The organism is Kocuria himachalensis (assembly GCF_054784195.1).
In genome coordinates, this window is record NZ_BAAGPL010000015.1 from 27,283 (window position 1) to 51,919 (window position 24,637).

General features: G+C 74.0%; 29 protein-coding genes. 5 read left to right on the plus strand and 24 right to left on the minus strand.

Going from position 1 to position 24,637, the window contains the following annotated elements; all coding sequences use genetic code 11:
• The first annotated feature begins 266 nt into the window (after nucleotides 1-266).
• The gene (locus ACYVM4_RS09370) at nucleotides 267-707 is read left to right on the plus strand and encodes a hypothetical protein (protein ID WP_368820618.1); all 441 of its coding nucleotides are present in this window, start codon (nucleotides 267-269) and stop codon (nucleotides 705-707) included.
• 52 nt (nucleotides 708-759) lie between these two features.
• On the opposite strand, the gene ACYVM4_RS09375 is transcribed toward ACYVM4_RS09370, so the two are convergent.
• The 6 genes from ACYVM4_RS09375 to ACYVM4_RS09400 all read right to left on the minus strand — a co-directional run bounded on the left by ACYVM4_RS09375 (nucleotide 760) and on the right by ACYVM4_RS09400 (nucleotide 4,636).
• Nucleotides 760-1,221: a (deoxy)nucleoside triphosphate pyrophosphohydrolase gene (locus ACYVM4_RS09375; RefSeq protein ID WP_368820620.1), complete on the minus strand. Its 462-nt coding sequence runs from the start codon at nucleotides 1,219-1,221 to the stop codon at nucleotides 760-762.
• 4 nt (nucleotides 1,222-1,225) lie between these two features.
• Entirely contained in the window at nucleotides 1,226-2,140 is a 915-nt protein-coding gene (locus ACYVM4_RS09380; RefSeq protein ID WP_460668352.1) for a TrmH family RNA methyltransferase, read from the minus strand.
• Nucleotides 2,141-2,154: 14 nt separating this feature from the next.
• Entirely contained in the window at nucleotides 2,155-2,544 is a 390-nt protein-coding gene (gene rplT / locus ACYVM4_RS09385) for a 50S ribosomal protein L20 (RefSeq protein ID WP_368820624.1), read from the minus strand.
• Nucleotides 2,545-2,638: 94 nt separating this feature from the next.
• Entirely contained in the window at nucleotides 2,639-2,833 is a 195-nt protein-coding gene (gene rpmI / locus ACYVM4_RS09390) for a 50S ribosomal protein L35 (protein ID WP_017832891.1), read from the minus strand.
• 157 nt (nucleotides 2,834-2,990) lie between these two features.
• A complete protein-coding gene (gene infC / locus ACYVM4_RS09395; RefSeq protein WP_460668569.1) occupies nucleotides 2,991-4,004 on the minus strand; it encodes a translation initiation factor IF-3 in 1,014 nt (337 codons plus the stop codon).
• A gap of 335 nt (nucleotides 4,005-4,339) precedes the next feature.
• Nucleotides 4,340-4,636 carry a DUF503 domain-containing protein gene (locus tag ACYVM4_RS09400; RefSeq protein WP_368820626.1) on the minus strand — a complete coding sequence of 99 codons (297 nt, stop codon included), beginning with the start codon at nucleotides 4,634-4,636 and terminating at the stop codon, nucleotides 4,340-4,342.
• Between the two features lie 105 nt (nucleotides 4,637-4,741).
• Here ACYVM4_RS09400 and ACYVM4_RS09405 point away from each other — a divergent pair, with 105 nt between their 5' ends.
• Entirely contained in the window at nucleotides 4,742-5,152 is a 411-nt protein-coding gene (locus ACYVM4_RS09405) for a DUF1844 domain-containing protein (RefSeq protein WP_368820628.1), read from the plus strand.
• A 45-nt stretch (nucleotides 5,153-5,197) separates the two neighbouring features.
• Here the strand turns inward: ACYVM4_RS09405 and ACYVM4_RS09410 are convergent, their stop codons facing one another.
• The 7 genes from ACYVM4_RS09410 to ACYVM4_RS09440 form a co-directional block, all read right to left on the minus strand.
• On the minus strand, nucleotides 5,198-6,052 hold the full coding sequence (locus ACYVM4_RS09410; RefSeq protein WP_460668353.1) for an SseB family protein: 855 nt from the start codon (nucleotides 6,050-6,052) through the stop codon (nucleotides 5,198-5,200).
• Nucleotides 6,049-6,801, minus strand: a complete 753-nt coding sequence (gene priA / locus ACYVM4_RS09415; RefSeq protein WP_368820632.1) for a bifunctional 1-(5-phosphoribosyl)-5-((5-phosphoribosylamino)methylideneamino)imidazole-4-carboxamide isomerase/phosphoribosylanthranilate isomerase PriA — start codon at nucleotides 6,799-6,801, stop codon at nucleotides 6,049-6,051. Before priA ends, ACYVM4_RS09410 begins: the two co-directional genes overlap by 4 nt.
• Nucleotides 6,802-6,844: 43 nt before the next feature.
• Nucleotides 6,845-7,006 (minus strand): hypothetical protein, encoded by a 162-nt coding sequence (locus tag ACYVM4_RS09420; protein ID WP_368820634.1) that lies wholly within the window; start codon nucleotides 7,004-7,006, stop codon nucleotides 6,845-6,847.
• A complete protein-coding gene (gene hisH / locus ACYVM4_RS09425) occupies nucleotides 7,003-7,770 on the minus strand; it encodes an imidazole glycerol phosphate synthase subunit HisH (RefSeq protein ID WP_368820635.1) in 768 nt (255 codons plus the stop codon). The genes ACYVM4_RS09420 and hisH overlap by 4 nt, the downstream gene beginning before the upstream one ends.
• Complete coding sequence (hisB, locus tag ACYVM4_RS09430) at nucleotides 7,767-8,390, minus strand: imidazoleglycerol-phosphate dehydratase HisB (protein WP_368820636.1); 624 nt, start codon at nucleotides 8,388-8,390, stop codon at nucleotides 7,767-7,769. The genes hisH and hisB overlap by 4 nt, the downstream gene beginning before the upstream one ends.
• Nucleotides 8,391-8,527: 137 nt before the next feature.
• Nucleotides 8,528-9,631 (minus strand): histidinol-phosphate transaminase, encoded by a 1,104-nt coding sequence (locus ACYVM4_RS09435; protein WP_460668354.1) that lies wholly within the window; start codon nucleotides 9,629-9,631, stop codon nucleotides 8,528-8,530.
• 114 nt (nucleotides 9,632-9,745) lie between these two features.
• A complete protein-coding gene (locus ACYVM4_RS09440; RefSeq protein ID WP_368820638.1) occupies nucleotides 9,746-10,174 on the minus strand; it encodes a LysM peptidoglycan-binding domain-containing protein in 429 nt (142 codons plus the stop codon).
• 344 nt (nucleotides 10,175-10,518) lie between these two features.
• On the opposite strand from ACYVM4_RS09440, the gene lexA reads away from it, so the two are divergent.
• Nucleotides 10,519-11,298: a transcriptional repressor LexA gene (lexA, locus tag ACYVM4_RS09445; RefSeq protein ID WP_438612803.1), complete on the plus strand. Its 780-nt coding sequence runs from the start codon at nucleotides 10,519-10,521 to the stop codon at nucleotides 11,296-11,298.
• A gap of 97 nt (nucleotides 11,299-11,395) precedes the next feature.
• Here lexA and ACYVM4_RS09450 read toward each other — a convergent pair whose 3' ends face one another.
• Together ACYVM4_RS09450 and hflX are read right to left on the minus strand one after the other, a co-directional pair.
• Nucleotides 11,396-13,474: an ATP-dependent DNA helicase gene (locus tag ACYVM4_RS09450; RefSeq protein WP_460668355.1), complete on the minus strand. Its 2,079-nt coding sequence runs from the start codon at nucleotides 13,472-13,474 to the stop codon at nucleotides 11,396-11,398.
• 4 nt (nucleotides 13,475-13,478) lie between these two features.
• Nucleotides 13,479-15,107 carry a GTPase HflX gene (gene hflX / locus ACYVM4_RS09455; protein WP_460668356.1) on the minus strand — a complete coding sequence of 543 codons (1,629 nt, stop codon included), beginning with the start codon at nucleotides 15,105-15,107 and terminating at the stop codon, nucleotides 13,479-13,481.
• A 112-nt stretch (nucleotides 15,108-15,219) separates the two neighbouring features.
• Between hflX and ACYVM4_RS09460 the strand changes: the two genes are divergently transcribed.
• Nucleotides 15,220-15,882: a class I SAM-dependent methyltransferase gene (locus tag ACYVM4_RS09460; protein ID WP_460668357.1), complete on the plus strand. Its 663-nt coding sequence runs from the start codon at nucleotides 15,220-15,222 to the stop codon at nucleotides 15,880-15,882.
• Between the two features lie 60 nt (nucleotides 15,883-15,942).
• On the opposite strand, the gene dapF is transcribed toward ACYVM4_RS09460, so the two are convergent.
• Nucleotides 15,943-16,911, minus strand: a complete 969-nt coding sequence (gene dapF / locus ACYVM4_RS09465) for a diaminopimelate epimerase (protein ID WP_460668358.1) — start codon at nucleotides 16,909-16,911, stop codon at nucleotides 15,943-15,945.
• 242 nt (nucleotides 16,912-17,153) lie between these two features.
• On the opposite strand from dapF, the gene ACYVM4_RS09470 reads away from it, so the two are divergent.
• Nucleotides 17,154-17,933 (plus strand): LssY C-terminal domain-containing protein, encoded by a 780-nt coding sequence (locus ACYVM4_RS09470; protein WP_460668359.1) that lies wholly within the window; start codon nucleotides 17,154-17,156, stop codon nucleotides 17,931-17,933.
• Between the two features lie 168 nt (nucleotides 17,934-18,101).
• Here the strand turns inward: ACYVM4_RS09470 and miaA are convergent, their stop codons facing one another.
• From miaA to pgsA, 8 genes are all read right to left on the minus strand, one after another.
• Entirely contained in the window at nucleotides 18,102-19,025 is a 924-nt protein-coding gene (gene miaA / locus ACYVM4_RS09475; RefSeq protein WP_460668360.1) for a tRNA (adenosine(37)-N6)-dimethylallyltransferase MiaA, read from the minus strand.
• Nucleotides 19,022-20,545: a tRNA (N6-isopentenyl adenosine(37)-C2)-methylthiotransferase MiaB gene (miaB, locus tag ACYVM4_RS09480; protein ID WP_460668570.1), complete on the minus strand. Its 1,524-nt coding sequence runs from the start codon at nucleotides 20,543-20,545 to the stop codon at nucleotides 19,022-19,024. Before miaB ends, miaA begins: the two co-directional genes overlap by 4 nt.
• 29 nt (nucleotides 20,546-20,574) lie before the next feature.
• Nucleotides 20,575-21,207, minus strand: a complete 633-nt coding sequence (locus ACYVM4_RS09485) for a regulatory protein RecX (protein ID WP_460668361.1) — start codon at nucleotides 21,205-21,207, stop codon at nucleotides 20,575-20,577.
• Between the two features lie 8 nt (nucleotides 21,208-21,215).
• Nucleotides 21,216-22,328: a recombinase RecA gene (recA, locus tag ACYVM4_RS09490; protein ID WP_368820646.1), complete on the minus strand. Its 1,113-nt coding sequence runs from the start codon at nucleotides 22,326-22,328 to the stop codon at nucleotides 21,216-21,218.
• A 232-nt stretch (nucleotides 22,329-22,560) separates the two neighbouring features.
• Nucleotides 22,561-22,782 carry a DUF3046 domain-containing protein gene (locus tag ACYVM4_RS09495; RefSeq protein ID WP_368820647.1) on the minus strand — a complete coding sequence of 74 codons (222 nt, stop codon included), beginning with the start codon at nucleotides 22,780-22,782 and terminating at the stop codon, nucleotides 22,561-22,563.
• Between the two features lie 154 nt (nucleotides 22,783-22,936).
• Nucleotides 22,937-23,368, minus strand: coding sequence for a helix-turn-helix domain-containing protein (locus tag ACYVM4_RS09500; RefSeq protein ID WP_017832912.1), 432 nt, complete (start codon nucleotides 23,366-23,368; stop codon nucleotides 22,937-22,939).
• Nucleotides 23,369-23,531: 163 nt separating this feature from the next.
• Nucleotides 23,532-24,026, minus strand: coding sequence for a CinA family protein (locus tag ACYVM4_RS09505; RefSeq protein WP_460668362.1), 495 nt, complete (start codon nucleotides 24,024-24,026; stop codon nucleotides 23,532-23,534).
• Entirely contained in the window at nucleotides 24,023-24,628 is a 606-nt protein-coding gene (gene pgsA / locus ACYVM4_RS09510) for a CDP-diacylglycerol--glycerol-3-phosphate 3-phosphatidyltransferase (RefSeq protein WP_368832012.1), read from the minus strand. The genes ACYVM4_RS09505 and pgsA overlap by 4 nt, the downstream gene beginning before the upstream one ends.
• Nucleotides 24,629-24,637 lie beyond the last annotated feature (9 nt).

A 24,637-nucleotide genomic window follows, 5' to 3' on the forward strand; every position in this document is an offset into this window, starting at 1 on the left:
GGGGACGGCGTCGTCCGGGCACGCCGTTCCACACTGCGTGGAACGCGGACCACGGGAAAGCCCGGATCGGCACGGATCGCGGGCGGAACCCAGTCTATGGCACGTGCCTCACGGGCCGCCCACCGCTCCCCCACCACGTCGTCGCCCGTCCGGACCCGGCAGGACCGGAGCACCGCGCCGTCCGGTCCCCGTCTCCTCCTGGTCCTGGCGATCGCCGGCGTGGTGCCGCGCGACCCGGGCGCACGGAGCGGACCTAGGCTGGTGGCATGATGCGGAGCCTGAGCCGGTCGGCACGCCTGCGGCAGGTGTGGAACATGGCGAACCTGTCCACGCCCCTGGGGCTGCTGGTCGCGGCGGCCACCCGGACGAAGGTGGTCCGCGGGCCCGAGGGGCTGATCCTCGGGTTCGGATACCGGCCCCGGCTGCCGAGGGCCGGGGCGTTCACCGTGGGCAACGTGGTCCTGTTCCGTGCCGGGATCGAGGACGTCGCGGCCCGGCCCCGGCTGGTGGCCCACGAGTCCCGCCACGCGACCCAGTGGGCGCAGTGCCTGGGGCTGCCGTTCCTGCCCGCCTACCTCGTGGCCGCGGGGTGGTCGGTGCTGCGCTGCGGGCACCCGGCGCTGCGCAACCCCTTCGAGGTGCGGGCGGGCCTCGCCGACGGCGGCTACCGGTCGCCCGGCCGCCGCAGTGCACCGGTCCGGGGATGAGCACCGGTCCGGGGATGAGCACATTGCCCCGGCCGGCCACGGGATGCCGTGGTCAGCGGGGTCGGTCGGCGAGGTGGTCGAGCAGGGCGTGCACGATCGGCAGGTCGGCCGGGATCCAGGCGAGCTCGAGCGCGGCGGCGGGGTCGTCCAGCGGGAGCCACCGCACCGCCAGGTGGTCCTCGCCCACGACGGGCCGCGGGTCGCCGCCGGTCGCCACGGCCGTCCAGACGCGCATCGCCGCGGTGTCCTTGAGCGGCCAGCCCTGGGCGTGCGGACCGCGCACCTCCGCGACCAGCCGGACGTCCACGCCGAGCTCCTCGGCGCACTCCCGCACCAGGGCCTGCTCGCAGCTCTCGTCCGGCTCCTGCTTGCCGCCGGGGAACTCCCACAGGCCCCGGAGGGCCTCGGGGTAGGCCCGCTGCGCGGCGAGGAAGGCCGTGGGACGGTCGGCGTCGTCGAGGAGGGCGGCGCCGACCACCTGGGTGCGGTACGCGGCCGGCAGGGGCGCGGTCAACGGGTCAGCGCCCGTTCCCGGCTCCGGGGCGCCGCTGGGCCCGGGCCGAGGCGTAGAGGCACACGGTGGCGGCGGTGCCCACGTTGAGGGACTCCGCCCGCCCGTGCACGGGCACGGCGACGCGGTGGTCGGCCAGCGCCTTCTCCTCCTCCGACAGGCCCCGGGCCTCGTTGCCGAAGAGCCACACGGTGGGCCGCGCCAGGTCGTACCCGGCGTCGACGCCGTCCGCACCGGCGGCGCGGGCCGCGGAGGCGTCCTGGAGCCGGTCGAGGTCGACGTCCCCGTGGCCGTCGGCGGCCAGCACGCCGCACCCGGCGGCGCGGGCGGCCCCGAGCAGCGCGGGCAGGTCGGCGCCCACGACCACGGGGAGGTGGAAGAGGGAGCCGGCGGTCGAGCGCACGGTCTTGGGGTTGTAGACGTCCACGCTGCCGGCGGTCAGCACCACCGCGTCCGCGCCCGCGGCGTCCGCCGCGCGCAGCACGGTGCCGGCGTTGCCGGGGTCCTGTACCCGGGCCAGGACGGCCACCAGCCGGGGCCGGGCGGCGAGCACGGTTTCGAGATCCGTGTCGAGGGGGCGGCACACGACGACGACGCCCTGTGGGGTCACCGCGTCGCTCATGGCGGCGAGGACCTCGCGCGTCACGAGGCGGACGAACACGGAGCGGTCCTCGGCCACGCGCTCGAGGAGGGCGGTGATGTCCGGGTGGCGGCCCAGGGCGTCCTCGGTGACGTAGACGGCGTCCACGCACGGGGACTCCAGGTGCCGGGCGAGGGCCTCACGGGCGTTCTGCGGGCCCTCGGCCAGGAACAGTCCGCGCTTGGAACGCGCGGAGCGCCCGGCCAGTCCCGCGACGTCCCTCACCCGATCGGCTCGGGGGTTGGACATCGGCTGGGCGGCCAGGCGCTCCGTGAGGTTCACTGCTCCGACTGGGCTCAGGCGGCAGCTTCGCGCGGCGCGGAGGTGTCCTCCGGCAGGGCGTTCTTCGCGATCTCGACCAGACCGGCGAACGCGGCCTCGTCGTTGACGGCCAGCTCGGCGAGCATGCGGCGGTCGACCTCCACCTCGGCGGCCTTGAGGCCCTGGATGAAGCGGTTGTAGGTCAGGCCGTTGGCGCGGGCCGCGGCGTTGATGCGCTGGATCCACAGCCGGCGGAAGTCGCCCTTGCGCTTGCGGCGGTCGTTGTAGCTGTAGACGAACGAGTGGGTGACCTGCTCCTTCGCCTTGCGGTACAGGCGCGAGCGCTGGCCGCGGTAGCCGGAGGCCTGCTCGAGGACGACCCGGCGCTTCTTGTGGGCGTTGACCGCCCGCTTCACACGTGCCACGTGTGTACTCCTTCACTTCGGTCCCGGCCGTGCGGCCGGGAGGTCAAATCTGTGCGGGGCGGGGAGACGGGCTCCCCAACGGATGCGGTGGGGACTACTTGCCCAGCATCTTCTTGATGACCTTGGCGTCGCCGGGGGCCACGATCTGGTCGGAGGCCAGGCGACGGGTCAGCCGGGAGGACTTGTGCTCCAGGTAGTGGCGACGGTTGGCCTGCTGGCGCTTCACCTTGCCGGTACCGGTGAGCTTGAAGCGCTTCTTCGCCCCGCTGTGGGTCTTCATCTTCGGCATGTGGGCCGCTCTCCTTGCGATTCTTCCGGTGGTGGCCACCGGAGGGCACGACGACGTCCGCCGCACCTCCACGGTGCCCCTGGGCGCAACCGGGTCCGGCTGCGCGCCGCGGGGCGCTGTCAGTTCTGCTCCGCTCGCGCGGAAGGTCTTGCGCCGCTCAGGCCTGCGGTCCGGGCTTGGCGCCCGGCTTGGGACCGGGCCGGGGGGCCTTCGGCGCCGGGACCGGGGCCTTGGGCGCCGCGGCCGGAGCCTTGGGCGCCGGCGGCTTCGGGGCGGCCTTCGGCGCCGGGGTCTCGACGACCTCGGGCTCCGGCGCCTTGACGGCCTCGGGCTCCGGGGTCGGCGCCTCGGCGACCGCGGGCTCCGGGGTCTCGACGACCTCGGGCTCCACGACCTCGGGCTCGGGGGCGGCGGTCTGTGCCGTCTCCGGGACCTCGGGGGCCGGTGCCGGCTCCTGGACCTCGGGCTCCGCAGCCGGCTGCTGCACCGGCTCCTCGGCCTGGACGGCCCGCTCGCGCAGCTCGGCCGGGAACGCGTCCCCGATCGACTGGGTCACGGGCGCCGCGGAGGACGTGTCGATCTTGTCCTTCGCCTTGCGCTCGTTCTCGGCCTTGGCCTCCTCGCGCTGCTTCTGGCGGCGCACCTCGGCCTTGGCCTCGGCCTTGTTCTTCAGCGGGCCCACGACCATCACCATGTTGCGGCCGTCGACCCGGGGGCTCGACTCGACCGCGCCGACCTCCGCGACGTCGTTCGCGAAGCGCTCGAGCAGGCGGACGCCCATCTCGGGGCGCTGCTGCTCGCGACCGCGGAACTGGATCATGGCCTTGACCTTGTCGCCGGCCCCGAGGAACCGCTTGGCGTGGCCGACCTTGGTCTCGTAGTCGTGGGTGTCGATCTTGAGCCGGAACCGGACCTCCTTGAGGACCGTGTTCGTCTGGTTCTTGCGCGACTCCCGGGCCTTGACCGCGGCCTCGTACTTGTACTTGCCGAAGTCCATGAGCTTGGCCACCGGCGGCTTGGCGTTGGGCGCCACCTCGACCAGATCGAGATCCGATTCGCGGGCCAGCCTCAGTGCGTCCTCGACGCGGACGATGCCGACCTGCTCGCCTGCGGGTCCGACGAGGCGGACTTCGGGGACTCGGATTCTGTCATTGATACGTGGATCGCTAATGCCGTGCTCCTGATGCTCTGCGTGGTCGCCCGGAGGTTTCCGGGGACCTCATGGTTCGGTCCGGTCCGCAACGACAAAAGCCCCCGCTGCGGTCGGCAAGCGGAGGCTCATCGCTGCGCCACCCGGGGGTGACGCGCTGCGTGACGGAGCGGACGCGGGAGGACCCGGCCGTGCCGTCGTGCGGACGATGTCGTCGCGGACCCGGCGGCCGTGGACCGGACCTCCGAGAGGCTCGGGGACCGTGGCCGGCGCGGGTGGGAGTCTCCTCCACTTGCACACTGCCGACGAGTCTAGCCCATGGGCCACAGGTTCGGGAAACGAGGTCGTGCGAGGTGTCACTCGTCCTCGGTGCTGTGCAGGGCCCGGCGGGCCGAGAGCAGCTCCGTCTCCGGCCGGGCGGCGACGAAGCGCTCGACCTCGTCCAGGACCTCCACGAGCCGGGCGGCGTCCGCCGCGACCACCGCGGTGCCCACGAGGGCCCGGCGGTGGAGCTCGAGGTGGCCGACCTCGGCGGCGGTGACCGGGAACCGGCGGCGCAGCTCGGCGACGAGGGGACGCACCACGGAGCGCTTGCCCTTGAGGGAGTGGACGTCCCCGAGGAGCACGTCGAACTCGATCCACCCGATCCACACGGCGTCCCCGCCCCCTTCCGGCCGGCGCCCGGCCTCCCCTGCAGGATAGTGCCGGCGGCGGCAGGACGGTCCGGTCGGCGGACGGCGGTGTGGCAGAGTTGGGCCATGACTTCCGAGAACACCTTCCGCTTCGACGACGACGCCGCACGGTCCGGCCAGGAGATCCCGCAGGAGACGGTCAGCGCCGTCGACGAGCAGATGCGCGACATCGCGGAGGTCCCGGCCATCGAGGTCATCACGACCGCGGCCGTGCACCTCATGAGCGCTGCCGCCGTGAAGTGCGGTCTCGCCGCGGGCGAGGACGCCGAGGAGCTCAAGGACCTCGACGAGGCCCGCAAGCTCATCACCGCGCTGGCCGGCTTCGTCACCGCCGCGGCCCCGGAGATCGGCTCGCAGCACGCCGCTCCGCTGCGCGACGGCCTGCGCACCCTGCAGCTCGCCTTCCGGGAGGCTTCCCGCTTCCCGGACGCCCCCGGCCAGGGACCCGGCGAGCGGTTCACGGGTCCGGTCAACTGAGGGCCGTCACCCCCGAACGTCGCGGGCTGATCCGGGTTCCCCGGGTCAGCCCGCCGTCGTGAGGCGCAGCTGCATCGAGTCCACGTCCTCCGCGAGGGCCGGTTCGACGCTCAGCCGGGCCTGGAAGCGGGCGACGACGTCGTCCAGCTGCGCCCGGTCGAGCCCGGCCCGCAGGGACAGCACGACGGCGAGCTCGGGGCCCGCTCCGCCGCCCTGGACGAGCCCTCCGTCCGCGGCGCGCACGGCCACTCCGTCCCCGGGGTCCGTCCCGACCCCGAGCACCCCGGGCAGCTCCGCGGCGCAGCGCCGGACGGCCGCCTCGACCGCCGGGCTGCGGTAGGACGGCGTCCACGGCCTGCCCTGGGCCAGCGCCCAGAGCGCCGGGCGGCGCACGACGAACGGGAGGACCGTGCCGGGGTCGAGCACGAGCAGCTGCGTGCCGTCCTTGACCGCGGCCACGGCCGCCCGGCGGACGTCCGTGGCCACCGGCCGCGCCTGGGCGTGCCAGTCCGCGAGCGCCGCGGTGGAGCTGAAGACCGGCAGCACCTGCCGCCCGTCCGCGGCCCGCAGGGACACGAGCGCCATGTCGGCCTCCTTATCGGCCACGAGACCGGCATCGGTCACGGTCGAGGCCGAGACCTCGGCCACGACGGGCACGAACACCCGGGTCCCGGCGAGCGCGGCGACCACGGAGGCCTCGTCCCCCGTCCCCGCGCGCAGGTCCTGGAGGGCCTGCAGCACGGCCGGGGCTGCGGCGCCGTCGTCGTCGGGGAACCGGTGGGTGTGGCTGGTGCCCTCCCCCAGGTTGCGCCCGGCCCAGGCCTGGCCGCCGGTGTCCTCCGTGCCGCCCGCCCCCGCGAGCTGGGCGGCGATGTGCCCCGGGAGGGGCCGCCCCGTCACCGCGCTCCCGGCCGGCCCGCCACGTCGAGGGCCTCCCCGAGGGTGAACCGGCCCGCGTAGAGGGCCTTGCCCACGATCGCGCCCTCGACGCCGGAGGGCACGAGGGTGCGCAGGGCCGCGAGGTCGTCGAGGGAGGAGATGCCCCCGGAGGCGACCACGGGCTTGTCGGTGCGGGTCGCCACCTCCTGCAGCAGCTCGAGGTTCGGGCCCTTGAGGGTGCCGTCCTTGGTGACGTCGGTGACCACGTAGCGGGCGCAGCCGTGCTCCTCGAGGCGGTCCAGGACCTCCCAGAGGTCGCCGCCCTCCTCGGTCCAGCCGCGGGCGGCGAGGACTGTACCCCGCACGTCGAGCCCCACCGCGATGACGTCGCCGTGCTCGGCGATGACCTTCCGCGTCCACTCGGGGTTCTCGAGGGCCGCGGTGCCCAGGTTGATCCGGGCGGGGTCCAGGGACAGCGCCCGCTCCAGCGAGGCGTCGTCGCGGATGCCGCCGGACATCTCGACCTTCAGCTCGAGCTCGGCGGCGACGCGGCGGAGCACGTCGATGTTGTCGCCGCGGCCGAAGGCGGCGTCGAGGTCCACGAGGTGGATCCACTCGGCGCCGGCCTCCTGCCACGCGAGGGCGGCCTCGAGCGGGTCGCCGTAGCCGGTCTCGGAGCCGGCCTCGCCCTGGACCAGGCGGACGGCCTGGCCGTCCGCGACGTCGACGGCGGGCAGCAGCTGGAGGCGGGGGGTCTCGCTCAGGGACATGGGATCTCTCTTCTCGGGGTTTCGGGGTCTCGGACGGGAGGGCTCAGCGGCCCTCGAACCAGGCGTACCAGCCGTAGCCGATCAGGCCCGCGGCAGTCAGGGCCAGGAGGACGACGGTCCAGCGCGGCTTGTGCTGCTGGTGGAAGGAGATGGCGCCGCCGGCGACGAACGCCCCGAACACCATGACGACGACGGCGTAGCTCACGCGGGGCCGTCCTGGCTCTCGAGGGTCGGGCGGCCGGCCAGGGCGTCCCCGCCCAGGGGGTCACCGGCCTTCAGGTGGTCGAGGCGTCCGGTGCGCGGCAGGGTGCCGAGCCAGTTGCGCAGCAGCTGGATGCCGGCCTCGGAGGACTTCTCCGGGTGGAACTGCGTGGCGCACAGGGCCCCGTTCTCCACGGCCGCGATGAAGCGCCCGCCGTGGTCGGACCAGGTGACCTGCGGCGGCTGCATCTTCTGGATGCTCTGCGGGAAGTCCCACTCCTGCACCCCGTAGGAGTGCACGAAGTAGAACCGCTGGTCCTCGATGCCCCGGAACAGGACGCTGCCCTCGGGCGGCTCCACGGTGTTCCAGCCCATGTGCGGGACCACGTCGGCCTTCAGCCGTTCGACGACGCCGGGCCACTCGCCCATGCCCTCGGTCTCCCGGCCGTGCTCCACCCCGGAGTCGAAGAGGACCTGCAGGCCCACGCAGATGCCCAGCACGGGGCGGCCGCCGGCCAGGCGGCGGCCGATGAGGCGCAGCCCGTCCACGGAGCGCAGCCCGTCCATCACGGCGGCGAACGCGCCGACGCCGGGGACCACGAGGCCGTCGGCGTCGAGCACCGCCTCGGGGTCGGCGCTGAGCACCACGTCCGCGCCGGCGGCCTCGAGGGCGCGCACGGCCGAGCGCACGTTGCCGGCGCCGTAGTCGAGGACCGTGACGGTGGGCCGGGCGCCGCCGTCCGTCGTGGCGGTGCCGTCGGTGCTCACAGGGCCCCCTTCGTGGACGGGATCCCGCGGACCCGGGGGTCGGGCTCCACGGCCTGGCGGAGGGCGCGCGCCACGGCCTTGAACTGGGCCTCGGCGATGTGGTGCGGGTCCCGGCCCGCCAGCAGCGTGACGTGCAGGCAGATGCCGGCGTGGTGGGCCAGGGACTCGAAGACGTGCTGGACCATGGAGCCGGTGAAGTGCCCGCCGATGAGGTGGTACTGCTGCCCCTCGGGCTCACCGGTGTGGACCACGTAGGGCCGGCCGGAGATGTCGACCACGGCGTTGGCCAGGGCCTCGTCCAGCGGGACGGTGGCCTCGCCGAAGCGGCGGATCCCGGCCTTCTCGCCCAGCGCCTGGCGCAGGGCGTCCCCGAGGACGATCGCGGTGTCCTCGACGGTGTGGTGGACGTCGATGTGGGTGTCCCCGGTCGCCCGGATCCGCATGTCGATCAGGGAGTGCTTGGACAGCGCGGTCAGCATGTGGTCGTAGAACGGCACGGAGGTGGCGATGTCGTTCTCGCCGGTGCCGTCGAGGTCGATCTCGACGGACACCGTGGACTCGCTCGTGCGCCGCTCCAGGGCGGCGCGGCGGGGCGCACGGGTGGTGGTCTGGTCGCTCATTCGGTGGGAACTCCTCGCGGGCGCGGCACTGCCGTCGGCGGGCCGCGGGTGGTCCGGTCCGGGCCGCGCGGCGGCGCCCCGGGCCCGGTGGTGGTGGTCTGCTTCCATGCTATCCGGGTCGGGGAGACCCCGGCCCCTCAGCCGCCGGAGACGATCCGCTCCATGCTGGCCAGGAAGGCGGTGGTCTCCTCCGCGGTGCCGGCGGTGACGCGCAGGTGGCCGGGGATCCCGACGTCCCGCACGAGCACCCCGTCCGCCAGCAGCGCCTCCCACATGGCACGGGAGTCCTCCATGCCGCCGAAGAACACGAAGTTGGAGTCCGACTCGGAGGGCTGGAGCCCGAGCCGCTTGAGCTCGTCGACGATCCGGTCGCGCTGCATCTTGATGTCCTCCACGTTGGCCAGCAGCGACCCGGAGTGGCGCAGCGCCGCCAGGGCCGTGGCCTGGGTGACGGCCGAGAGGTGGTACGGCAGCCGGACGAGGCGCACGGCGTCGGCGACCTCGGGCGCCGCCGCGAAGTAGCCCAGGCGGGCGCCGGCGAGCGCGAACGCCTTGCTCATGGTGCGGGAGACGATCAGGCGGGGCCGGCCCTCCAGCAGCGTGAGCGCGGTGGGGGTGCCGCCGTGGGAGAACTCGGCGTACGCCTCGTCGACCACCACGACGGTGCGGAACTCCTCCCCCGCCTCGTACACCGCGGTGACCACGTCCGCGCCCAGCGCCGTGCCCGTCGGGTTGTTGGGCGAGCAGAGGAAGACCACGTCCGGGCGGTGCCGGCGCACCTGTTCGGCCGCGGACCCGGCGGACAGGCCGAAGTCCGCCGCGCGCTCCCCCGCGACGAAGCCGGTGTGCGTCCCGGAGGCCAGCAGCGGGTACATCGAGTAGGTGGGGACGAAGGTGAGCAGCGTGCGGCCGGGCCCACCGAAGGCCTGCAGGATCTGCTGCAGGATCTCGTTCGAGCCGTTGGCCGCCCAGAGGTTCCCAGGCCCCAGCCCGTGGCCGAGGTACGCGGCGAGCTCCTCGCGCAGGGCGGTGAACTCGCGGTCCGGGTACCGGTTGAGGGCCCAGGCCGCCTCGGTGACCTCCTGGACGATCGCCGCGTGCACGTCGGCCGGGACCGGATGGGTGTTCTCGTTGGTGTTGAGCGCCACGGCGACGTCGAGCTGCGGGGCGCCGTACGGCGTCTTGCCGCGCAGGTCGTCGCGGAGCGGGAGGGCGTTGAGTCGGTCCAGGTTCTGCGTCACCCGAACAGTTTAGTGCTCCGCTCCGGTGCGCCGTCCCAGGGACCCCGTTCGGCTTCCTGCTCCGTCCTGCAGCTCCGGCGTCCGGTCCGGGACGCCCTGCCCGGGGCGGGCCGTTCAGGCGGCCGGGACCTCGAGGAGCTGGCCGGCCACGAGCACGGAGCTGTCCAGGTCATTGAGCTCCACGATCTCGTCCATGACGTCCCGGGGGTCACGGTCCGGGTCGGCGGCCACGGCGAGCTCCCACAGGCTCTGCCCGGGGAACACGGTGGTCTGCTCGGTCCCGGAGCCCGGCACGGGCTCGCTCGTGGCCGTGGCCGTGGAGGGGACGAGGAAGATCACGGCCAGCACGACCAGGGCGGCCGACCCGGCGAGGACGGGCAGTCCCAGGAACACCAGGCGGCCGCGGCGGGTCAGGGTCAGCGGGGTGCGGGGGCCGGAGCGCGCAGGGCGGGCGCGCCGGAGCGCGCGGCCGAGGCCACGGTCGGATCCTGCGGGCTCCCGGCGGCGGGCGACGACGGCACTGAGGGTGGCACTGGCACTCATGACATGAACTCCTTGACGTTCCCGCACAGAGCGGGCGATCTCGAACACCGGTCCGGTCGACGGCCCCTGCGGGCGTTCATTCGATCGAACATACTTTCGAATACCGATGACCCATGTCTAGCACGTGTCTGCGAAGCCTGTCGACACCGGGTCGTACATATGTTTGAACACGCACGGCGTGTCGCCTAGGCTGAGGACAGGTTCGGGCCTCCGGCCGGCGCGCGCTGCGAACCCCCGGCGCCTTCCGACCGGGACCCATCGAACCACCCGGGTCCGACATCGGAACCGGGACCGCGCAGACCGGCGGCGGCACCAGCAGCCGGACGGGAAAGGACGACGCTCCCATGGCCCAGCCCCCCACCCCCGAGGAGCCCCGCACCCGGGGAGCCCGCCCCGGGGCGCGCTCGCGCAGCCGCGGGCTCAGCGTGCGCCAGCGCACCATCCTCGAGGCCATCCAGCGCTCCATCGCCGAGCACGGCTATCCGCCGTCCATGCGCGAGATCGGGGACCTCGTGGGCCTGGCCTCCCTCTCGAGCGTCACCCACCAGCTCTCCCAGTTGGAGAAGCTGGGCTACCTGCGCCGCGACCCCAAGCGCCCGCGGGCCATGGAGGTGCTCACCCCCCTGCAGCTGCGCGGGACCGCCGGGGCGGAGTCCGCCGAACCGTCGCCCGAGGTCGCGACGGCGCCGACCGGCCGCACCGCGCGCCCCGCCGCCCACGACGCCGTGGCCGAGCTGTCCACCTCGGCGGACGTGACCATGGTCCCCCTGGTCGGCCACATCGCCGCCGGCGGGCCGATCACGGCCGAGCAGTCCGTCGAGGACGTCCTTGCGCTGCCCCGCCAGCTGGTCGGCCACGGCGAGCTGTTCATGCTGCGCGTCAAGGGCGACTCGATGATCGACGCCGCGATCTGCGACGGCGACTGGGTGGTGGTGCGCCGGCAGAGCGCCGCCGACAACGGTGACATCGTGGCGGCCCTGCTCGACGACGAGGCCACGGTCAAGACCTTCCGCCAGCGGGACGGCCACACCTGGCTGTTGCCGCAGAACACGCGCTACGAGCCGATCCTCGGTGACCACGCCACCGTGATGGGCAAGGTCGTCTCGGTGCTGCGCAGCCTCTGAGCCGCCGCACGCCCCGGCGCCCGGGCCCTCCCCCGCCGGCGGAGGGCCCGAGTGCCGTCCGGGTCCGGGCCGGGGTCGGGACGGGCCCCGAGCGCGCTCAGCCCACGGAGAGGCGCTCCAGCGCCCCGAGCACCACCGAGCGGTCCGTGGTGGTCCACAGCGGCGGCAAAGACCCGCGGAGGAACCCGCCGTAGCGGGCGGTCGCGATCCGGGAGTCCAGGATCGCCACGACGCCCCGGTCCCCGCCCGCGCGGATGAGCCGTCCGGCTCCCTGGGCGAGACGGATCGCCGCGTACGTCGCGGAGACGGACATGAACCCGTTGCCGCCGGCCCGCTCCGCGGCGCGGCTGCGGGCGCTGGCCAGCGGGTCGTCCGGGCGCGGGAAGGGGATCCGGTCGATCATCACGAGTCGGCACGAGGCCCCCGGGACGTCGACGCCCTGCCACAGGCTCATCGTGCCGAACAGGCTCGTGGACGGGTCGTCGGTGAACTCCTGCACGAGTCCCGCGAGCGAGGACTCCCCCTGGCACAGGATCGGCAGGTCGGTGCGCTCGCGCAGGGCCTCGGCCGCCTCCTCCGCCGCCCGGCGGGAGGAGAACAGCCCCAGGGCCCCGCCCTTGGAGGCCTCCAGCAGGGCCAGCATCTCGTCGAGCTGGGCCTCCGTGAGCCGGCGGCCGGGCTTCTCCAGGTGCTTGGCGAGGTAGAGGATGCCCTGCTTCGGGTAGTCGAACGGGCTGCCGACGTCCACGCCCTCCCAGCGCGGGGCGCCCTCGCCCCGCAGGCCGAGGGCACCGGCGGCGGAGTCGAAGGACGAGCCGACGGACAGGGTGGCCGAGGTGAGGACCACGGTGCGGCCGTCGAAGAGCCCCTCCCGCAGGGTGCCGGCCACGCTGAGCGGCGCCACGTGCAGGGTCGCCGGGTCGGTGTCCTCCGCGGCCACGTAGCCGCGGCCGGGCTCCCAGCCGCCCTGCCGGGAGATCCACAGCACCTCGCGGTGCTCCTCGGCGGCGAGGATCCGCTCGGCCAGGTCGAGGACGTCGCTCACCCGGGAGCGGGCCATCTGCCGGCCGGCATCCCCGTCCTTCTCCCCGGGACCGGCCTTGGACTCGGTCATGACGGTGCGGGCGGCGTCCCGGATCTGGGCCACGGCCGCCGCCTGGGCGTCCCCGAGGCCGCGGTGCAGCAGCTCGGCGGGAGCGCCCATCAGGGCGGCCTCGAGGTTGGCGGCCCCTGCGGTGAGGGAGTCGGGGCTCGCGGAGGTGTGCTTGCGCGCGGACGCGGCGGCCGAGCGCACCATGGCCGCGGAGAGCTGGCCGGTGACGGCGCCCGTCACCCGGTCCTGGAGCTCGTGGGCCTCGTCGATGACCACGACGTCGTGCTCGGGCAGCACGGTGATGCCCTCGAACGCGTTGATCGCGAGCAGGGCGTGGTTGGTGATGACGATGTCGGCCTCGCCGGCCCGCTGCTTGGCGAGCTCCGCGAAGCATTCCTCGAACAGGGGGCAGCTGCGGCCCAGGCACTCCTTGGCCGTGACCGACACCTGGCGCCAGGCGCGGTCGCTGACGCCCGGGAGCACCTCGTCCCGGTCGCCGGTCCCGGTGTCGCGGGCCCACTCCCGCAGGCGCTGGACCTCCTGGCCCAGCCGCCCGGGGTGCTCGGCGGCCTCCGGCTGCGGAGCGCCCGGGTGCGGGGCGGCGTCGGGCAGCGCGAAGAGCGCGCCGGGGTCGTCGTCGGACGGGTAGCCGCCCTCGATCTTGTGCAGGCAGGCGTAGTTGCTGCGGCCCTTGAGCAGGGCCACGTCCACGTCGCGCTCGAGCTCGCCCTCGAGGGCGGCCAGCAGGCGCGGCACGTCCCGGCCCACGATCTGCGACTGCAGCGCCAGCGTCGCGGTGGCCACGACCACCGGCTTGTCCGAGCGCTGGGCGTGCTCGACGAGCGGGGCCAGGTACGCGAGGGACTTGCCGGTGCCGGTCCCCGCCTGGACCAGCAGGTGCCGGCCCCGGTCCAGGGCCTCGGCGACCTTGGCGGTCATCAGCCGCTGGCCGTCCCGGACCTGTCCGCCCATCGCGGTCACGGCGGTGTCCAGCAGGGCCAGGGCGTCCTTGGCTCCGGGCAGGGTCTCCGGGCGCACGCCCGAGACGTCGTGCCCGGACTCGTCCACGAGGGCGGCGGCCACGCGCTCAGGCGCTCTCGGCGCCGAAGCCGGGAGCGTGCTCGGGGGCGAACTCCGCGAGCTCGGCCGCGAGGTCCTCGCGGACCTTCACGAGCAGGTGGGTGCCCTCGGCCAGGTGCTCGGTGCGCAGGATCTCCGCGTCCCAGTCGTGCAGCCGGCTGACCACGTCGCCGCGCTGGTACGGCACCATCAGGTCCAGCACCGTCTCGGGGCGCGGGATGGACTCGCTGATCCGCCGGCGGAGCTCCTCGATGCCCTCCCCCGTGCGGGCCGAGACCACCACGACGTTGCGCTCGCGCTGCTTGATCCGCTCGACCACGAACGGGTCGGCGGCGTCCACCTTGTTCAGGACGATGATCTCGGGGATGTTCTGGGCGTCGATGTCCGTGAAGACCTGGCGCACCGCGCGGATCTGGCCCTCCGGGTCCGGGTGGGAGGCGTCCACCACGTGCAGGATGAGGTCGGAGTCGGCGACCTCCTCCAGGGTGGAGCGGAACGCCTCGACGAGCTGCGTGGGCAGCGACCGGACGAAGCCGACCGTGTCCGAGAGCGTGTAGCCGATGCCGTCCGGCGTCTGCGTGCGGCGGACCGTGGGGTCCAGGGTGGCGAAGAGGGCGTTCTCCACGAGCACCCCGGCGTCCGTGAGCCGGTTCAGCAGCGAGGACTTGCCCGCGTTGGTGTAGCCGGCGATCGCCACCGACGGCACGGAGTGGCGGCGGCGGTTGAGCCGCTTGGTCTCGCGCGCCGGCTTCATGGCGGCGATCTCGCGCCGCAGCTTGGCCATGCGGGTGCGGATGCGGCGGCGGTCCAGCTCGATCTTGGTCTCACCGGGGCCGCGGGAGCCGATGCCCTCACCGGCGGCGGCACGACCGCCGGCCTGGCGGGACAGGGACTCGCCCCAGCCGCGCAGGCGCGGGAGCAGGTACTCGAGCTGGGCGAGTTCGACCTGGGCCTTGCCCTCCTTCGACTTGGCGTGCTGGGCGAAGATGTCGAGGATCAGGCCCGTGCGGTCGATGACCTTGACCTTCACGACGTCCTCCAGCCCGCGCCGCTGGGAGGGGGCCAGCTCGGAGTCGACGACGACGGTGTCCGCGCCGGTCGCGGCGACGATGTCCTTCAGCTCCTTGGCCTTGCCCGAGCCCAGGTACGTGGCCGGGTCCGGCTTGGCCCGGCGCTGGACGATGCCGTCGAGCACCTCGGAGCCGGCGGTCTCGGCGAGCGCGGCCAGTTCGCGCAGGGAGTTCTCGGCCTCCGCGAGCGTGCCCTCCGTCCACAGCCCGGCCAGCACCACGCGCTCCAGGCGCAGCTGGCGGTACTCGAGCTCGGTGACGTCCTCGAGCTCGGTGGACAGGCCGACGACGCGGCGCAGGGCGCGGCGCTCCTCGAGGTCCTGCTGGTCGCCGTCATGGACGGTGTGCCCGTCCTCGGGGGCGGCGAGCTCGCGGGCCCGGCCGGAGAACCGGCCCGGCGTGGCGGAGTCGTCCGCGGTCACGGTGTCCTGCCCGGCGGCCTCCTCCCGGGCGCGGGCCCGGGACAGCACGCGCTCGACGACGTCCTCCAGGTCCTGCCGGCTCAGGCCGTTCTCGGGCTCCGCGGCGGCGCGGGGCTCGGCAGGGGTTTCACGGGGGTGGGTCATGGTTCCTTTCGGACGGGACGCTGATCAGTACATTCTAGTGGCGGAGCCGGACATCCCGGCCGGGATGACACCGGTCCCCGGTGCGTGGGCGGTGTCGGTAGCATGGGGCGCTATGGCACCGCGTCCCGACTCCCCCGATCCCGTGGCCGGCCCGGCGACCCCGAACCCGGGGACCGAGCACTACTTCTCCGAGGACCCCTCGACACCCGAGGTGCGGCGGTCCGTGGCCGTGACCCTGCGGGGGCGGGAGGTCGTGCTGCAGACCTCCAACGGGGTGTTCAGCCCGCGAGGCCTCGACAAGGGAACGTCCGTGCTGCTGGAAAATGTTCCCGACCCCGCCGGTGCGGAGCTCCTGGACCTCGGCTGCGGCTGGGGTCCGATCGCCCTGAGCCTGGCCGGGGCCGCCCCGCAGGCCCGGGTCACGGCCGTGGACGTCAACGAGCGCTCGCTGGGGCTCACCCGGGACAACGCCGCGGCCCTGGGCCTGGCCAACGTGGAGGCCCTGCTCCCGGGGCAGGTGCCCGCCGGGCGGCGGTTCGACACCATCTGGTCCAATCCGCCCATCCGGATCGGCAAGCAGCAGCTGCACGAGCTGCTCCTCCGCTGGCTGCCGCGGCTGGCCGACGGCGGCACGGCGTGGCTGGTGGTGCAGAAGAACCTCGGCGCGGACTCGCTGCAGAAGTGGCTCGGCACCGCGCTGGGCGGCGGCTTCCAGGTGTCCCGGCACACGACCGACAAGGGGTTCCGGGTCCTGCTCGTCGCACGGCGGGACTGAGCGGCTCGGGGCTGAGCGGCCGGAACCGGGCGGCCAGGACCGGGCGGCCGGGACCGGACCTCAGACGAAGGTGCCGTCGGCCACCAGCACGGCCGGTCCGGCGAGCACCACGTGCTCGGCGCCGTCGGGCGCCGGGACGAACGTCACGGAGACGATCCCGCCGGGCACCTGCACGAGCCACTGGTCGGGCGCCGTGGCGCCGCCCCAGAAGCGGGTCGCGGCGGCCGCGGCGCACGCGCCGGTCCCGCAGGACTGGGTCTCGCCCACGCCGCGCTCGTGCACGCGCATCCGCACCCGGCCCACGCCGTCGTCGTCGCCGTCGGCGGGGACCACGAACTCGACGTTGGTCCCGTCCGCGGGCTCCGGGCGCACGACGGGAGCGGTGTGCAGCCCGAGCTGGTCGAGCTTTTCCCCCTCCGCGAGCGCCACGACGGTGTGCGGGTTGCCCATGCCGATCGACAGGGCGGGGCGGGGCACCTTCAGCCCCTCGGCCGTCACGACGGCGTCCGAGCCGCGGGACCGGGCCGCGTCCCCGTCGAGGAAGGTCCACGGCCCCATGTCCACGGCGTAGCCGGAGTCGGTGCGGGCCACGGTCTTCACGCCGGCGCGGGTGCCGATGCGCAGCACGTCCCCTTCGGGGACCACGGCCAGGCCCCGCTGGAGGAGGTAGTGCACGAACACGCGGACGCCGTTGCCGCACATCTCGGCGACGGAGCCGTCGTTGTTGCGGTAGTCCATGAACCACTCGGCGTCCGGTGCCGCCGCCAGGACGGCCCGTCCCTCGGGGACCGCCTCGGAGCGCACGGCGCGGATCAGCCCGTCGCCCCCGATGCCGCGGTGGCGGTCGCACACCAGGGTCACCAGCTCGGCGTCGAGGGCCAGCTCCGCGTGCGGGTCCGTCAGCAGCACGAAGTCGTTGCCCGTGCCGTGGCCCTTGGTGAAGGCGCGGCCTCGGAGCTTCCCCCAGGGGGCGGCGGCGTCCTCGGGGAGGGGGGCGGGGCGGGCGGTCGGGAGCTGCGCGGAGGTCACCCGGTCATAATACGCGGCCGCCGTCGGGTTCTTCCGTCGCCGTCGGGTTCTTCCGTCGCCGTCGGGGGTCCCGCTAGCCTGGGGGCACGCCGGTGGGGCCCGGCGGCGGACGTGGGGACGGGGTACGTCAGGTGGATGCACGGAGCAGGGCCCGCGGTGCCGCCGGACGCGGGGCCGCGACGGGGGGCGCGCGGACGGTGGGGGCCACCACGGTCCTGTGGTGCCAGCGCGCGGGCGGTCTCGTGACCAGTGTGCTGGCGGGGTGGGGCGTCTACCACCTGGTCCTCGAGGACGTCGACGACGACGGGCGCCTGGTCTGGGTGTTCCTGCCCGTCTGGGTGCTCTCGGCGTACGTGCTGCTGCCCCGGCTGAACCGCCTGCTCACCGGGATCTACGTGCCGGACTACTTCATCGGGCGCGCCCGCACCGCGGACGGTCTGCTGGGGGATCCGGTCAACCTCGCGGTGGTCGGCCCCGCGGCACGGCTGTCCTCCGCGATGCTCGGGGCGGGCTGGACGGCGGCGGAGCCCCTGACCCCGGTCACGGGCTGGCGGATCGTCCGGGCGTCGGTGCTGCGCCGCAGCTATCCCGCGGCGCCCGTGAGCCCGCTCTTCGCCTTCGGCCGCAAGCAGTCGCTCGCCTTCGAGCGGGAGGTGGCGGGCAGTCCGGCCCGCCGCCACCACGTCCGCTTCTGGACCTGCCCGGCGGGATGGAGGCTCCCCGGCGGGCAGGCCGTGGACCTGGTCGGCGCCGCGACCTTCGACCGGCGGGTGGGGCTGTCCCTGTTCACGTGGCAGGTCACGCACAAGATCGCCGCGGACACGGACGGGGAGCGCGACCTCGTGGTCTCCGACCTGCGCTCGGCGGGCGCCGACGTGCACGTCCTCCGGCACTTCGCCACCGGCTACCACGCACGCAACGGCGGCGGGGACGCCATCGTGACGGACGGGGACCTGCCCGTCGTGGACGTGCGCCCGTGCGCGCCGGGCGAGCGCGCGGGGGATGTGGACGGTGACCGGTGAGGCCAGGCGGTTCGAGGGTCGTCGACGCTCGGCGCGGCGGTCGATGCCCACGGTCCTGCTGAGTGCTCGGGGCGGGGCGGCCTCACCGCGGCCGGTGATGGCTGCACGCCGCGGTGACGGCGGACGGCTCGCTGCACGGCCCGTGCGGGCCCGACCGCCCTCACCGGATCACGGACGCGCCGACGCCGCCGTCTCGACGAGGCGCACGGCGCGGTCGGCGACCCCGGGCCCGGACGGGTCCAGCCAGTGCACCCGGGGGTCCGCGCGGAACCAGGTGAGCTGGCGGCGGGCGAAGCGGCGGGTGGCCACCACGGTGGCCCCGGCCGCCTCCTCCACGGTGGCGCGGCCGTCCACCACGTCGAGGAACTGCCCGTAGCCCAGGGCCCGGGAGGCCGTGCGCCCCTCGCGCAGCCCGCGGGCCGCCAGCGCGCGCACCTCGGCCTCCAGGCCGGCCTCCACCATGGCCCCGACCCGCCGGGCGAGCCGGTCGTGGAGCTCGGCGCGCTCGACGTCCAGGCCGATCTGCACCGTGGGCTCCACGTGCTCGCGGCGGGGCATGAAGGAGGTGAACGGGCGGCCGGTGAGCTCCCACACCTCCAGGGCGCGCACCAGCCGCCGCTCGTCCTGCAGCCGGGCGGCTGACCCGGGGTCCACCTGGCGGAGACGCTCCCGCAGGGCGCCGGGGCCCCGCTGCGCGAGCTCGCCCTCGATCCGCGCCCGCACCGCGGGGTCGGTGCCGGGCAGCTCGAGCACGTCGAGGGCCGCGCGCACGTAGAGGCCGGAGCCGCCCACCAGGACGGGGACCCGGCCGCGGGAGCGGATCCGGGCGAAGGACGTCCGGGTGGCGCGCTGGAAGTCCGCGACCGAGGCCTCCTCGGTGACGTCGAGGACGTCGAGGAGGTGGTGGGGCACTCCGCGCCGCTCCTCCGCGGTCGCCTTGGCGGTGCCGATGTCCATCCCGCGGTAGAACTGCATGGAGTCGGCGTTGACCACCTCCCCGCCCAGCCGCAGCGCGAGCTCGACGCCCAGCGCGGTCTTGCCGGTGCCCGTGGGCCCGACGACGGCGACGACCGGCAGGTCCGTGCGGGTCACCGGACGGGCAGGCCCGGCATGCCCAGGCTCACGGGCCCGGGCCCGGCGGCACCCGGGGCAGCGGGAACACCGCAGGACGCGGCCTGACGGCGGTCCCAGGCGTCACCGGCCCGCGAGCGCCGCAGCGCGTAGTCCTGCGGGGACCGCGGGTCGGCGACGAGGTGGTAGGCGGCGGCGCCGGTGACGGTGACCGTCACGAAGTCGCCGGGCCGCGGGACCTCGGCGCCCTCCGGGACGGAGAAGTGCACGAGCCGCTGGTCCCGCGCGCGGCCCGAGAGCCGGTGGGTCTGCTCGGACTTCTTGCCGGCTTCCGCGGTGACGAGCAGCTCGACCCGCCGGCCGACGACCGCCCGGTTCTCCTCCGCGGCGATCCGGTCCTGCAGGGCCACGAGCCGCTCGAAGCGCTCCTGCACCACGGCCTTCGGCACCTGGTCCGCCATCACCCCCGCGGGGGTGCCGGGGCGGACGGAGTACTGGAACGTGTACGCCGAGGAGAAGCGGGAGGCGGCCACGACGTCGAGGGTGGCCTGGAAGTCCTCCTCGGTCTCCCCCGGGAAGCCCACGATGATGTCCGTGGTGATCGCGGCCTCCGGGATGCGCTCGCGGACGGTGTCCAAGATGCCGAGGAACCGCTTCGAGCGGTACGAGCGCCGCATCGCCTTCAGGATCCGGTCGGACCCGGACTGCAGGGGCATGTGCAGCTGCGGCATGACGTTCGGGGTCTCCGCCATGGCGTCGATGACGTCGTCGGTGAACGCGGCCGGGTGCGGGCTCGTGAAGCGCACGCGCTCCAGGCCCTCGATCCGCCCGCACGCGCGCAGCAGCTTCGCGAACGCGCCGCGGTCCCCGAACTCCACGCCGTAGGAGTTCACGTTCTGCCCCAGCAGCGTGACCTCGACCGCTCCGTCGTCGACCAGCGCCTGCACCTCGGCGAGGACCTCCCCGGGCCGGCGGTCCTTCTCCTTGCCGCGCAGGGACGGGACGATGCAGAACGTGCACGTGTTGTTGCAGCCCACGGAGATCGACACCCACCCGGAGTAGGCGCTGTCCCGCTTCGTGGGCAGGGTCGAGGGGAAGACCTCGAGGGCGTCGAGGATCTCCAGCTGCGCCTCGGCGTTGTGCCGCGAGCGCTCCAGCAGTGTGGGCAGGGAGCCGATGTTGTGCGTGCCGAAGACGACGTCGACCCACGGCGCCCGCTCGAGGATCGTGTCCTGGTCCTTTTGCGCGAGGCAGCCGCCGACGGCGATCTGCAGGTCCTTGTTGCGCTTCTTGGCGGGCACGAGCTGGCCGAGGTTGCCGTAGAGCTTGTTGTCGGCGTTCTCGCGCACGGCGCAGGTGTTGAACACCACGAGGTCCGGCTCGGCGCCGGCGGCGGGGACGTAGCCGGCGGCCTCGAGCAGGCCGGTGATCCGCTCGGAGTCGTGGACGTTCATCTGGCACCCGAACGTGCGCACCTCGTAGGAGCGCGGGGCGGCGGAGGACCCGGTCGGGGCCGGGGAGAGGGCTGCAGCGGTCGACATCACCGGTCAATTGTACGTGGCGGGCCCGGTCACGGGGTCCCCGGGTACTCCTCGCCGGTCTCGTCGTCCTGGACCGAGGCACCGGAGCGCGCCTCGAGCTCCTCCTTCACCACGGCGAATGCCAGCCCGGGTGCGTAGCCCTTCCGGCCGAGCATCCCGACCAGCCGCCGCACGGCCTTGTCCCGCGCGGCGCGGTCCGTCAGGTCCAGTCCGGCGAGGAGCTTGCGGCGCACCAGCTCGGCGGCGTCCTCCCGTTCGTCCTCGTCGGTCCGCTGCTCCAGGGCCGACTCGGCGATCTCCCCCGTCACCCCGCGGGTGGCGAGCTCCCGCCGGATCGCGGAGCGGGAGAGCTTGCGGGAGCTCGCGCGGGAGCGGACGTAGAGCTCCGCGTACTGGGCGTCGTCGACGAGGTCGACCTCCTCGAACCGGTCCAGCACCTCCCGGGCGACGTCCTCGGGGACGTTGCGGTCGGCGAGCTTGTCCTCGAGCTGCTTGCGGCTCTTCGCCGAGGCGGTGAGCTGGCGCAGGACGATCGCCCGGGCCACCTCCCGGGCGTCCGGTTCGGGGTCCTGCGCCGGGGACGCCGACGCCGCCGGGCCCTCCGGGCCGCGGTGGCGGGCGGAGGACCGGCGGCGCCGGCTGGCGTACGGGCTCTCGGTCACGGACCCGCTCAGAAGGCCGGGCCGGCGACCTCGGTGGGCAGCCCGGCCACGGGCGGCTCCTCCGCGGTCTCCTCGGCCGTCTCCGGCTCCTCGACGACCCCGAGCTTCACCAGGATCCGGCGCTCGATCTCCTCGGCCAGTTCCGGGTTGTCCTTGAGGAACCGGCGCGAGTTCTCCTTGCCCTGGCCGAGCTGGTCTCCCTCGTAGGTGAACCAGGCCCCGGACTTCTTGACGATGCCGTGCTCCACGCCCATGTCGATGAGCCCGCCCTCGGTGGAGATGCCCTCTCCGTAGAGGATGTCGAACTCGGCCTGCTTGAAGGGCGGGGCCATCTTGTTCTTGACGATCTTGGCCCGGGTCCGGTTGCCCACCGGGTTGGCCCCGTCCTTGAGGGTCTCGATGCGGCGCACGTCCACGCGGACCGAGGCGTAGAACTTCAGCGCCTTGCCACCGGTGGTGGTCTCGGGGCTGCCGAAGAACACGCCGATCTTCTCGCGCAGCTGGTTGATGAAGATCGCGGTGGTGTTCGAGTGGGAGAGCCGGCCGGTGATCTTGCGCAGCGCCTGGCTCATGAGGCGCGCCTGCAGACCCACGTGGCTGTCGCCCATCTCCCCCTCGATCTCGGCCTTGGGCACCAGGGCCGCCACCGAGTCGATGACGATGATGTCGATGGACCCGGAGCCCACGAGCATGTCCATGATCTCCAGGGCCTGCTCACCGGTGTCCGGCTGCGAGACCAGGAGGCTGTCGGTGTCCACGCCGAGCTTCTCGGCGTAGGAGGGGTCGAGAGCGTGCTCGGCGTCGATGAAGGCGGCAATCCCACCGGCTTTCTGCACGTTGGCCACCGCGTGCAGCGCCACGGTCGTCTTGCCGGAGGACTCCGGGCCGTAGATCTCCACGACGCGACCGCGCGGGAACCCGCCGATGCCCAGCGCGACGTCCATCGCGATGGAGCCGGTGGGGATGGTCTCGATCTTGGTCGCCGGGCGGTCGCCCAGGCGCATGACCGATCCCTTGCCGTAGTTCTTGTCGATCTGCGCGAGGACGGTCTCGAGAGCCTTCTCGCGGTCGCTGCCGAACTGCTGGTCGGCGCTCTGTTTGTTGCTGCCCTTGGCTGCCATGGTCCACCTCGTGTTCGGGGGGTTCCGCCGGTGCGGCCGGAACCGTTGTTGCTGGTCGTTTCGTGTTCCACGGTATCGCCGGGGTCGGACACCGTAAGGCTTCGCTCGGGGTCTGGGGAGGAGCGGGGATCACCGCCCCAGGGCGGGCCGGGCTGTGCAGTCCGCCCCGCGCCTTCGAATATACCTTCGAAGCGGCCCCGGGTCCACGGGCACGCCGGGAATCGGGCGCACGTCAGTCCCGGGGCGGGCGGTCGGCGCCCCACCAGCGGGACTCGGGAACGTCCTGGGCCCGGCAGAGGGCGAACCACACGGCCCGCGGGTCGACGCCGGCCTCGAGGGCCTCGGCGGCCGTGCGGTGGTCGAGCTCGCCGAGCACCAGGTCCCGGGCCAGGACCTTGCTGTAGCCCGCGCCGAACTCGTCGGCCATGAGCTGCCAGAAGCTGCTCAGCCTCATCCGCGTCCTCCTTCGTCGTGCCACCGGCGGGCGGTCGTGCCCGTCCATCCTGCCATCCGCGCGACCGGCCCGGCACAGGCCGGAGGGCCCGGCGGTCCTGGGACCGACGAGCCCTCCGGGACGTCGTGGGCGGGCGGCGGGCCGCCCGGGCGGATCAGCGGGCGCCGGCCGCGGCGGCCTCGCCGCCGTTGACGCGGCCGAACTCCCGCGAGTACTGCTCGGTGAGATCGCTGGGCACCGTGTCCGGGACCAGGAGGCCCTCGGCGTAGGCCAGGCGGTCCGCGACCTCGCGCAGCATCTGGGACATCGGGATGTCGAGAGCGGCGCAGATCGAGGCGAGCAGCTCGGAGGAGGCCTCCTTCTGGCCGCGCTCCACCTCGCTGAGGTAGCCGAGGGAGACGCGGGCGCTGTGGGAGACCTCTCGGAGGGTACGTCCCTGGCGCTGGCGGACGCTGCGCAGAACCTCACCGATCTCCTGGCGGAGTACACCCATCTTCATGTCCTTCGTCTCGGTGCTGTCGTCCTCGTCGAGGCCCACGTCCTTCCAACGGACGACGCCATTGACGGACACGGGTTGCTTGGTCATGTGAATCGCTTGTCTCCTCGTGTGTACGGCAGCTTCACCGCCTGCTGCGGACGGTGTCCCGGCGCCGGCCGGTCGACATCTTGACTTCGATCGGCTCAACTCGAGCCTGCGATCATTGCTAACCCCGCTGACGGTTCCATTCTTCCCCGCAGGTGGCGATTTTTCACTGGGAGTTGGCTGGGAGCACCAGCGCGGCGGTGAGCCGCTCCAGAGCGGCGTGCACGGCGGCCGCCCGGATCGCGGCCCGGTCCCCCGCCGCGGCCAGCTCGTGGACGGTGGAACCGCCCGGGCCCGCGATGCCCAGGTAGACCGTGCCCACGGGCTTGCCGTCGTGCGGCTCGGGGCCGGCGACGCCGGTCGTGGAGACGGCCCAGTCCGTGCCCAGGCGGCGGCGGGCGCCCTCCGCCATGGCGACCGCGACGTCCGGGTCGACGGAGCCCCGCTCGGCGAGCAGCCGGGCCGGGACGCCGAGGACCTCGGTCTTGACCCGGTTCGAGTAGGACACGACCGCGCCCTCGAAGCAGCCCGAGGCCCCCGGCACGTCGACGACGGCGGCGGCCAGGGCGCCCCCCGTGAGGGACTCCGCGGTCGCGACGGTGAGCGACCGGCAGACGGCCTCCTCGACGAGCGTCCGGGCGGCCGGCTGCGGCCCCGTCACGCCGCGTCCCGCTCGGCCAGGGCCCGGCGGCGCAGCTGCACCGCCTTGACGACGTAGTCCACGCCGGTCACGACCGTGACCACGAGGGCCGCGCCCATCGCGATCCAGCCCAGCCACGGCCACCACGCGCCCACCAGCGGCACCAGCGGCAGGAGCAGGAGCAGGAGCGCCACGGTCTGCAGGACGGTCTTGAGCTTGCCGCCCTTCGAGGCGGCCATGACCCCGTAGCGGATGACGACGAAGCGCAGGAGCGTGATCCCCCACTCCCGGACGAGGATCACCACGGTCACCCACCACCACAGCTCGCCGAGCATCGAGAGCACCACGAACGCGGCACCCGTCAGCAGCTTGTCCGCGATCGGGTCGGCGATCTTGCCGAAGCTCGTGATCAGCCCGCGCGCCCGGGCGATGTCGCCGTCGAGCTTGTCCGTGTACATCGCGACCGCGAAGACCGCGAGGGCGGCCCACCGCATGCCCAGGGAGTCCTCCCCCTGGGTCCCCCCCGCCCACAGGAACCAGACGAAGAAGGGCACCAGCACGATGCGCAGGGCGGTCAGCGCGTTCGGCAGGTTGAGGTTGGACGCCGGTTCCGCGGGGCTCATCGGGTGCTC

What these genes read in the sequence shown, in the direction of transcription:
- hisB (WP_368820636.1), bottom strand. Translation starts at nt 8,390, where the DNA reads ATGAGCGACCAGACCACCACCCGTGCGCCCCGCCGCGCCGCCCTGGAG.
- ACYVM4_RS09440 (WP_368820638.1), bottom strand. Translation starts at nt 10,174, where the DNA reads ATGAGTGCCAGTGCCACCCTCAGTGCCGTCGTCGCCCGCCGCCGGGAG.
- lexA (WP_438612803.1), top strand. Translation starts at nt 10,519, where the DNA reads ATGGCCCAGCCCCCCACCCCCGAGGAGCCCCGCACCCGGGGAGCCCGC.
- ACYVM4_RS09460 (WP_460668357.1), top strand. Translation starts at nt 15,220, where the DNA reads ATGGCACCGCGTCCCGACTCCCCCGATCCCGTGGCCGGCCCGGCGACC.
- pgsA (WP_368832012.1), bottom strand. Translation starts at nt 24,628, where the DNA reads ATGAGCCCCGCGGAACCGGCGTCCAACCTCAACCTGCCGAACGCGCTG.
- priA (WP_368820632.1), bottom strand. Translation starts at nt 6,801, where the DNA reads ATGTCCCTGAGCGAGACCCCCCGCCTCCAGCTGCTGCCCGCCGTCGAC.
- rpmI (WP_017832891.1), bottom strand. Translation starts at nt 2,833, where the DNA reads ATGCCGAAGATGAAGACCCACAGCGGGGCGAAGAAGCGCTTCAAGCTC.
- ACYVM4_RS09370 (WP_368820618.1), top strand. Translation starts at nt 267, where the DNA reads ATGATGCGGAGCCTGAGCCGGTCGGCACGCCTGCGGCAGGTGTGGAAC.
- hflX (WP_460668356.1), bottom strand. Translation starts at nt 15,107, where the DNA reads ATGACCCACCCCCGTGAAACCCCTGCCGAGCCCCGCGCCGCCGCGGAG.
- ACYVM4_RS09405 (WP_368820628.1), top strand. Translation starts at nt 4,742, where the DNA reads ATGACTTCCGAGAACACCTTCCGCTTCGACGACGACGCCGCACGGTCC.
- ACYVM4_RS09495 (WP_368820647.1), bottom strand. Translation starts at nt 22,782, where the DNA reads ATGAGGCTGAGCAGCTTCTGGCAGCTCATGGCCGACGAGTTCGGCGCG.
- ACYVM4_RS09500 (WP_017832912.1), bottom strand. Translation starts at nt 23,368, where the DNA reads ATGACCAAGCAACCCGTGTCCGTCAATGGCGTCGTCCGTTGGAAGGAC.
- recA (WP_368820646.1), bottom strand. Translation starts at nt 22,328, where the DNA reads ATGGCAGCCAAGGGCAGCAACAAACAGAGCGCCGACCAGCAGTTCGGC.
- miaB (WP_460668570.1), bottom strand. Translation starts at nt 20,545, where the DNA reads ATGTCGACCGCTGCAGCCCTCTCCCCGGCCCCGACCGGGTCCTCCGCC.